The 7958-nt window shown below is 48.8% G+C and carries 8 protein-coding genes and 2 tRNA genes; 8 read left to right on the top strand and 2 right to left on the bottom strand.

Annotation, left to right across the window (positions count from 1 at the left end; all coding sequences use genetic code 11):
- From MO867_RS19620 to MO867_RS19595, 6 genes are all read left to right on the top strand, one after another.
- Positions 1-325 (top strand): hypothetical protein (locus MO867_RS19620; protein WP_252472252.1); only part of this gene is annotated, 325 nt, incomplete at its 5' end.
- A 167-nt stretch (positions 326-492) separates the two neighbouring features.
- Entirely contained in the window at positions 493-726 is a 234-nt protein-coding gene (locus MO867_RS19615) for a hypothetical protein (protein WP_252472250.1), read from the top strand.
- An 84-nt stretch (positions 727-810) separates the two neighbouring features.
- Complete coding sequence (locus MO867_RS19610; protein ID WP_252472248.1) at positions 811-2739, top strand: S8 family peptidase; 1929 nt, start codon at positions 811-813, stop codon at positions 2737-2739.
- A 538-nt stretch (positions 2740-3277) separates the two neighbouring features.
- Positions 3278-4558, top strand: a complete 1281-nt coding sequence (locus tag MO867_RS19605) for a hypothetical protein (protein ID WP_252472246.1) — start codon at positions 3278-3280, stop codon at positions 4556-4558.
- Positions 4559-4978: 420 nt separating this feature from the next.
- Positions 4979-5052, top strand: a tRNA-Cys gene (locus MO867_RS19600).
- A gap of 220 nt (positions 5053-5272) precedes the next feature.
- A tRNA-Leu gene (locus tag MO867_RS19595) sits at positions 5273-5360 on the top strand.
- A 272-nt stretch (positions 5361-5632) separates the two neighbouring features.
- Here MO867_RS19595 and MO867_RS19590 read toward each other — a convergent pair.
- Positions 5633-6022, bottom strand: coding sequence for a LexA family protein (locus tag MO867_RS19590; RefSeq protein WP_252472245.1), 390 nt, complete (start codon positions 6020-6022; stop codon positions 5633-5635).
- Positions 6023-6139: 117 nt separating this feature from the next.
- Positions 6140-6349, bottom strand: coding sequence for a hypothetical protein (locus MO867_RS19585; RefSeq protein ID WP_252472244.1), 210 nt, complete (start codon positions 6347-6349; stop codon positions 6140-6142).
- Positions 6350-6592: 243 nt separating this feature from the next.
- On the opposite strand from MO867_RS19585, the gene MO867_RS19580 reads away from it, so the two are divergent.
- Together MO867_RS19580 and MO867_RS19575 are read left to right on the top strand one after the other, a co-directional pair.
- Entirely contained in the window at positions 6593-6934 is a 342-nt protein-coding gene (locus MO867_RS19580; RefSeq protein ID WP_252472243.1) for a helix-turn-helix domain-containing protein, read from the top strand.
- 610 nt (positions 6935-7544) lie between these two features.
- Complete coding sequence (locus MO867_RS19575; protein WP_252472242.1) at positions 7545-7829, top strand: hypothetical protein; 285 nt, start codon at positions 7545-7547, stop codon at positions 7827-7829.
- Positions 7830-7958: the final 129 nt, after the last annotated feature.

Below are 7958 nucleotides of genomic sequence, written 5' to 3'. Positions count from 1 at the left end.
GTTGGCTCCTCAGTTGGCTCCTCAGTTGGCTCCTCAGTTGGCTCCTCAGTTAACTGCGCATGGACGCCACGGCCAGTTACTGCCGTATCAAGCCGCCCCCCAGTACATCCCCCAATTTGCGCCGCAAGCAGCTGAACAATACGGAGGGGTTCCAGCCCCGATGATTCATGCCTCTACAGGGCTTAGCCACTTAGTACCATTCCAAGCAACCCCGCAGCCCGCACCTCAGGCATTTCAAAACCTGGGCTCTATTGGGCAGCCCTACCCATTCCAAGCAATGCCCCAGCCCAATTCGGCCCTGCAACAACAGGCTTACTTACACTAAGGCTTCAAAAAAATAAGGGGCGGAATGGTTTACCGCCCCACTTCTAAAGCGGAATAGCTTGCCGGAATATTCTAGATCCCTTTTATTACTTCACTAATGAACTAAGCAGTCCTGATAGGACTGAAAAACTAAGCTCTTTAGCAAGAGTAATAACAGCGAGAAAAACAATGAAGAAGTTTGAACAATATGTAGCTATTCCCAACCGGAAGGCGCCTGCACCAACAATGGAACTGGAGGAGCTGGCTAAAGAAGCAAAAAATTCCCCGGATGTTAAAGATGTTACTTTGCGTAAAAACACCGTCACCCTCCTCGCTACACCTGATGCAGTTGACAACTTGAGACGGAAATTGGCTGGCAAAGTGATCATTGATTCCGACCAGCCGATCCACCCCCTCAGCTAAACGTGAATAGCTCTCGATTCATTACTTTCGATGATTAGAACACGCTCTATATCAGTACCGCACTGAATACGAAGGAACATGAACATGACTGAATCCCGACAAGAAAAGGCCGCAGGAGAACCTTCGGTCGAGGTTGCAGAAAAAGTCGAGTTACTTATTTCACCTCGCCGTAGTCTTATCGCAAAATCAATGGGCGTACAGCCATTAAGCGCCAACTCGATGCACAATGTAATTTCCACGATCTCAAGACAATCTGGCTGCGAAATACTTCGTGAAATCCGCCCCGGTAGAAAGCTGAAAACGCTTTCCACTGTCGATGAAGCCACAAGTATTTATAAAGTACGTATGGATCTTGACTCCGCGGCGTCACTATTTCAAACAGCCCCCCCCAATGTGGCTATTGAATTAGACTCGCTACTATCTTATGGCCAAGCCAGTTTTTCTCCTTCTTTTACAGCAATATTTGCCCAACAGCCGGGACTTTTACGGGAGTATCATGTCCAAGCCCAACAGGTTAGGCTCCGGGTTGTCGGATCAAAAGGCGAGCCGATACGCGATGCCCAAGTAATTGTGGAAAGTGCTGGCTTCCCTCAAGAAGGGGTCACCAATAATAAAGGCGAGGTTGCGCTTAACATATTTGCCCAAAGTGGTAGCGCCCAAGTTAAATCTCTATTAATCCGGCCATCCAAAGATTTCTGGAACAAGTTTGTACGATGTCCATCCCTATCTCTAACCGGGGTGAACCTGGTTAAATTACAACCATTGAGCGAAGCAATACCAACATTTCCTCACAATGCGCCCTATGGTTGGGGACAAAAGTACATGGGCCTGGATCATCTTCCAGATGAATACACTGGCAAGGGAATCAAGATCGCCATCATTGACTCCGGCGCGGACAATCAGCACCCTATTCTTTCCCACCTACAAAACGGCATCGACGTTACTAATAATTATGATACCAAAAGCTGGGCGGAAGATATCGTCGGGCACGGCACCCACTGTGCCGGGATTATTGGCGGGCAGCCCTCAGGCTCAGAAGCTATCCGAGGTTTTGCCCCTGAATCCGAAATACATATTTTCAAAGTTTTTCCCGGCGGCCAATTCAGCAGTTTAATTGATGCCCTGGCGCACTGTATCGAGCTAGACATCGACGTCGTTAATATGAGTCTGGGGAGCTCTGATTCCTCTGATGCAGTAGAACAGCAGATTGAAGAAGCTGTGCAGCACGGCATTGCTTGTATTGTGGCGGCTGGCAACAATGGTGGACCCGTTCAGTATCCGGCGAGATCGCCAAACGCAATGGCTGTAGGCGCAATCGGAATGCTCAACGAGTTTCCAAAGGATTCCTGGGAAGCCCAAACAGTTATCCCCTCAACCGCTTCCGGTGATGGAGTGTTCCTACCGACCTTTAGCTCCTACGGACCAGAAATTTCGGTAGCTGCGCCCGGTGTAGGTATTGTTTCATCGGTACCCGACAAAGGGTTTGACGTGCAATCCGGCACATCAATGGCCGCACCACATATTACTGGATTAGCCGCCTTACTGCTCGCCCACCACCCACTGTTCAAAGCATCGCTTCGCCAGAGAGATATCTCTCGGGTAACCGGCTTATTCCAGCTTGTCCGATCACTCACATCCCCAATGGGGATTGGTGCAGAGAGAATTGGTGCCGGAGTTCCGAAGATGTTTGGTATGGGCGCTGCGTTTGAGTCCGCCAAAGATCTCGCCAGGGCAGCCAATGCAACCACAACAGACACCCAGGCAACGAATGCCTCGGCGCCTCCATATACAGGATTTACGGTCGGTCAGATGCAAGGTTTTACGAATAGTCCGACATCTATCTGGCCAACCCATTTTATACCCAGTGCTTATTACAATGCAGATCTAGCAGCCGTAAATCCACAGCAGCCCGTAAATCCACAGCAGCCCGTAATGAGTACCGTCCCCGATGGATTCGCGTTAGGTGCCTATGGAGTGCCATTTGTAGACCCGCGCGGCATTCGGTTTTGGTAATCAATCCCGCATGACTAGTTAGCCTTAATACCTTGAAGTATCTGTTAAGGCCGCTCCAATATTGCGGCCTTAACAATTTACACCCTGCACGCCCTTAACTTCTTTAATCACACTTAGTATCTCTTCTCCACAACCCCACAACCCCAAAACCCGCCCCCCCCTACACTCATCCCTATTCAGATCATGAATTAAAGCCTGTCGATTTGTCGTTTAGCTATCAATATTCACAGAAAGTAAGCAAGCTGCGTCCCTGATAGCGGTTGGCCTACACCACTCACCCTTCTGTTAGCGGGTACGGGAGGTAATTGAAAATTAGTGAAGGTTGTTTGGTAACGACTTGTTACGTGTATTCTTTTGGTTTACAGTTTTGGTATCTAGCTTCTAAGGACGCCTGACATCCGAGTTTTGGCCGCAAAAGTTGTCGTCAGACTGAGGATCTATCAAGCTGTGGACGGTTTGCTTGAAGGTGACACTGGGGCACCTGTAGGCTTAGATGCTGTCGAAACGACAACTTGTTATACTTTCAGCCGAATGAATAATGCTTAGAAAACTACTTACCCTAACTCTGCTGCTGGTAACTTTATCCCCCGCATCCAGAGCTTACGAGATTTTATATACCGCAGAGATCCATCCTGACTCGAAGGTGGCCAAGGTTGAGATAGCCCTCAGTGGCAAAGATCTTCCCAGTAGACTGACCCTTAACCTTAGTTCCGGGCGCTATCAGAACCTGAAAAGTGATGGGCCTCTCGAACTGGAAGGTGACAAAGCAATATGGCGCCCCAAGGGCACCAAGGCCCGACTCCAATACCGCTTTGTCATTGATAACCAGCGCAGCAACGGCGGTTACGACTCACGAATCACCAACAATTGGGCTATTCTCCGCAGTGACAAACTCATAGTCCCTGTATCGGCAAAGAGCAGTGGCCGCTCTGTAGCCCGCTTACAATTGAAACTTCCGGAAGAATGGTCTGCAGCCCTACCCTACCCCAATATTGAGAACCACCTTTACCAGCTATCCGACCCCAAAAGAAAATTTGTGCGCCCCAAGGGCTGGATGATTGTCGGGAAGATAGGCAGCCGGCAGGACGTAATTGCCAACACCGCCACCAGGGTCGCTGGCCCTAAAGAGGAGAACATTCGCCGTCAGGACATACTGGCCTTCCTCAACTGGAACCTGCCTGAACTCAAAAAAATATTCCCCCTGTTTCCCGATCAGCTACTTATCGTTACTGCAGATGACCCCATGTGGCGCGGCGGCCTATCCGGAACACGCTCCCTATATATGCATGCTGACCGACCATTGATTAGCGGCAATCGAACCAGCAGTATGATCCATGAATTGGTTCATGTCGGTACGGGTATTCACGGAGACGATGAGAGCGACTGGATTGTAGAAGGCCTCGCTGAGTTTTACTCCCTTGAAATCCTAAGGCGCACCGGCGGCATCAGCGAAATCCGCTACAAGGAAGCAATAGAAAATCTTGCCACCTGGGGGCAGGGGGTTCCATCACTATTGGTCAAGCGATCATCAGGCCCAATTACCGCACGTGCTGTAGGCGTTATGCAGCAACTGGACAAAGAAATCCGGGTGGCTAGCGGGGGCAAAGCAAGCATTGATGATGTAGCCCGAGGGCTGGCCAGCTCTCGGGGAGAAGTGACCCTGGAACGGTTTAGATCACTGTCTGAGCAAGCTGCAGGCAGACCTGTTGAAGCCTTAGGTTTTGAAAATCTTACCAATGAGAAGTCCCAGCTCGCTAAAAAACAGGCAAAAAAAAGCCCTGACGACGGGGGGGGAGAGCGTCAGGGCCAAGACCATTAGGAGTGAAACTTGGAGGATTTCATCCTTGCTACCTAGCGGGCGGCAGCCATGTGGGCCACCCTACCAGCATTACTAAACACGTTTGGGGGAGATGTGTTAGCCAGATAAAGACAGTATCGAACACCGATGAAAGATTGCCAGCACCCCACAAAATTAATTTAGAACAAATGGGAATAGTTTCTTTCGCTCCATCGCAAAAAGTTATTACGGCACCGACCGGGCAGTAAAACGGTAACTTTTCCTAAAATTTTTCACTTCTTCGCAATATCGATGAAAACAACGCTTGACTAATCCTCAAGAGTCCCTAGAATAGCGCCCTCTTACGCAGCCAAGCGCACGTAAGTATCAGAAAACGCTAGGATTTTTCAGATTTATCAGATAAAATTCTCGGTGTTAATTTCCGCCTTAGGCGGACATAGAGGCTAGGTGGCAGAGTGGTCATGCAGCGGACTGCAACTCCGTGTACGCCGGTTCGATTCCGACCCTAGCCTCCATTTTCCTTTTCATTGCATCGCTCCTGTATAGTGCAATGAAAGTGAGGGTGAAGGGCAAATATATACTGTACCTTCTCTCGCTAAGGATCTGCCCGGGTGGTGGAATTGGTAGACACAGGAGACTTAAAATCTATAACAAGTCGTTCTAAATCAATGACTTAGATTTTTGGTACAAGGATTCGGTACAGAATCACCCGGCAAAGTTATGGAAAGCTACTCAGCCCGAGTGGTGAAATTGGTATACACAAGGGATTTAAAATCCCTCGGCTGTCATGGCCATGCCGGTTCAAGTCCGGCCTCGGGCACCATAATTCTCTTACAAATCAATGAGTTATGGTCAAATTGGTGTAAAGATGGTGCACCTCTAAAAACTCCCATCTCTCCCCCCCAGCTTACTAACCCCAAGCTACTCAAAAACAGAAAAGCCCCTCACCTTTATATCGATAGAATGCTTCACGCCTTCAAACCGCTTGCACGCCATACAAACCAACGGCCGCCTTCTCACGGCATGAGCCCCTTTATACCCTGCCGTATATTGAATAGGGGACTTATCGAGAACCGCGCCCCTGAGCTGCAGCTCTCAGCTTGGCCGATGGCAGCGCACTGAAGCCTTAACCACTCCCTCTACAATCAGCTCCTGCCCCTCCCAAATAGGGATTGCCGGGTAGTTGGCGTTAGCCGGTAGCAGCCTACCCCGTCGCCTGTCCAAGGTTTTACAGGTCAACTGGCCATCCAAAGCGACCACGACCACATCACCATGCACTGGGGTCAGGGATCGATCGACAATCAGCAGGTCACCATCATGAATCCCAACATTCACCATGGAATCACCATTGGCACGGACCATATAGGTTGAAGCGGGCCTAGTGATCAGGTGCTCATCCAGGCTAAGCGCGCTTTCTTTGTGATCATCAGCTGGAGAAGGGAAGCCACAGCTGACGCCATGGCCGTAGAGAGGCGAGAACTTCATTTTGGTATGCCCGGTTACTGTATATAAATACAGTCTACTGTTTCATGCGCACAACGAACAAGAACAACCGGTGACTATAAAGCCGGCACCACTCACTGCACCGACTCTGACAAGCAGTTAGGCCGCCTCTTCAATTGCAGGGCTTCCCCCTGGGGTCTTTTGCTCATAGGCAAAGATAACGCCTTGAAGCAAGAACTCTACCTCTTCGCCAATAAGCTGCAGCAAGGCTTTACGGGTCAGCTGATTCGGGCAATCCGCAACCCATTCCAGGCCAGCACATAGATTGGTGACATGATGAAGTTGTTGAATATGAGAAGCCATTGGCATATCTACCTCCTGTAGGAACCACAAAATCCTCACCACCACAAAACCTTTAAGCGGCAGCGGCCCGTCTCCGCCAAACCCAGGCAGTGTTTAATTCCGGCTTTTGACGACAGACAAGCCAACGCTACTAGCTAATTGACCGCTTTCAAATAGATGTTCTGGATTGTTTCGGTTTTAGCAATGCAAAATGCCGGAAGTTTTCGATTATCGAAATATTGTTAAAACGAGGGTACCCAATACGGCTCGATGTCTGAGGCCGAAACACTAGGCGACCGCCTGCGCAACGCAAGGAAAAAGGAAGGGAAGACGATTGCGCAGCTAGCCACACAGCTGGGGCTAGCGCCATCTCAAATTTCGAAAATGGAAACAGGCAGTCAGAAGGTGCCGGCGGAGCTGCTGTCGGCCTGGTGTGAGGCGGTGGGGATTACCTTGGCGGAGGTGTATGGAGCGGAGAACCTGCACCACTTTGCGCAGATCCCGTTTCCGCCGTTGATCGCACGGCTTTATGCACAGCTACCCAAGGAGTTTCGCCGGCATATTCATCGGGTCATTGAGAGCAGCTACCAGCTCTGGAAGAGTCGGCGATAACGCCCGCCTCAACTGCGTAGCAAACTGGCGGTTTTTGTGCGTTTTTTTGCACAGAAAGTGACAGGTTGCGGTGTTAGATTGCAGGCGCTTGTTATGTGCTTTTAAGTGGTATATCACCATAACCCCAAATTAAAGTACCAATTATTGCAAGTAAAAATCCAAGCCAACGTACTGTAAGAAATAATAATTTGTATTCTTTCTCAAGCACTTTAAAGTCATTTGTAACAAGACCACTTGGATAAATATACCCATTAACAATACTCCGGACAGTTTTAGAGAGCTGGAATCCTGAAGTTATAAGGCTAGAGCCACATCGAGGCCTACTTTATCGCAAGTCTAGGGTAGGCCAGAGTTGTCGATAATCGACTTCTAGGGCTGCAAGCCCCAGGATTACTTGGCTAAAACTGTCCGAAGTATTGGTGTCATGATAAGCTCCTTTAATCTGCAGCCCGAGGTTGGGCTGAAAGAGCTTAGTTGGTGGGGTTTTTACTCTGCCTCGAAGCGGCTTCGTTCAACAAGTGCAAGCATGTTCAACAATATTCGTGTGCTTGGCCCATGTTGCAGGCGTTAGCAATAAGAGTCTAGAAGCACCTTAAATCGTGGAAGTAAAATGATAAGTAGTGAAGAGTTTAAAACAGTTTTAAAGCAAATAGAGGGATACAATCTCGATATTGGTGCTAGAAAAGTAAATAGAGGCGTGAACTTTTATGAAGCATCTACTAAGCGTCCGATTGCAAGAATTAGGGCATCTCAGGCGAGTGGTGAAGTTGAAGTGTTGTGGTGGAGTCACAGGGAAAAATGGGAACAAATAGGTGAGTTTGGTGGTGTAGTAGTGCCCATAAATGAGGTTGTAGATTACATCAAAAATGATACTTCCGGTTGCTTTGTTCTTTAACAATACTTCGGACAGTTTTAAGGAGAGAAATAGGTAGGAACCACGGACAGATACTGAGAAAATAAGGTTCTCAAATCAAAACAATACCTGCCCATGGAAGATGTAGTAAAAACTGTTTTCGCTAAAATG

The organism is Microbulbifer okhotskensis (assembly GCF_023895975.1).
In the GTDB taxonomy this organism is placed as follows: Bacteria; Pseudomonadota; Gammaproteobacteria; order Pseudomonadales; family Cellvibrionaceae; genus Microbulbifer; species Microbulbifer okhotskensis.
This window is presented reverse-complemented; position numbering and strand designations above follow the sequence as displayed.

Coding starts and splice junctions, on each gene's coding strand:
- MO867_RS19615 (WP_252472250.1), top strand. CDS start 493: ATGAAGAAGTTTGAACAATATGTAGCTATTCCCAACCGGAAGGCGCCT.
- MO867_RS19610 (WP_252472248.1), top strand. CDS start 811: ATGACTGAATCCCGACAAGAAAAGGCCGCAGGAGAACCTTCGGTCGAG.
- MO867_RS19605 (WP_252472246.1), top strand. CDS start 3,278: ATGCTTAGAAAACTACTTACCCTAACTCTGCTGCTGGTAACTTTATCC.
- MO867_RS19590 (WP_252472245.1), bottom strand. CDS start 6,022: ATGAAGTTCTCGCCTCTCTACGGCCATGGCGTCAGCTGTGGCTTCCCT.
- MO867_RS19585 (WP_252472244.1), bottom strand. CDS start 6,349: ATGCCAATGGCTTCTCATATTCAACAACTTCATCATGTCACCAATCTA.
- MO867_RS19580 (WP_252472243.1), top strand. CDS start 6,593: ATGTCTGAGGCCGAAACACTAGGCGACCGCCTGCGCAACGCAAGGAAA.
- MO867_RS19575 (WP_252472242.1), top strand. CDS start 7,545: ATGATAAGTAGTGAAGAGTTTAAAACAGTTTTAAAGCAAATAGAGGGA.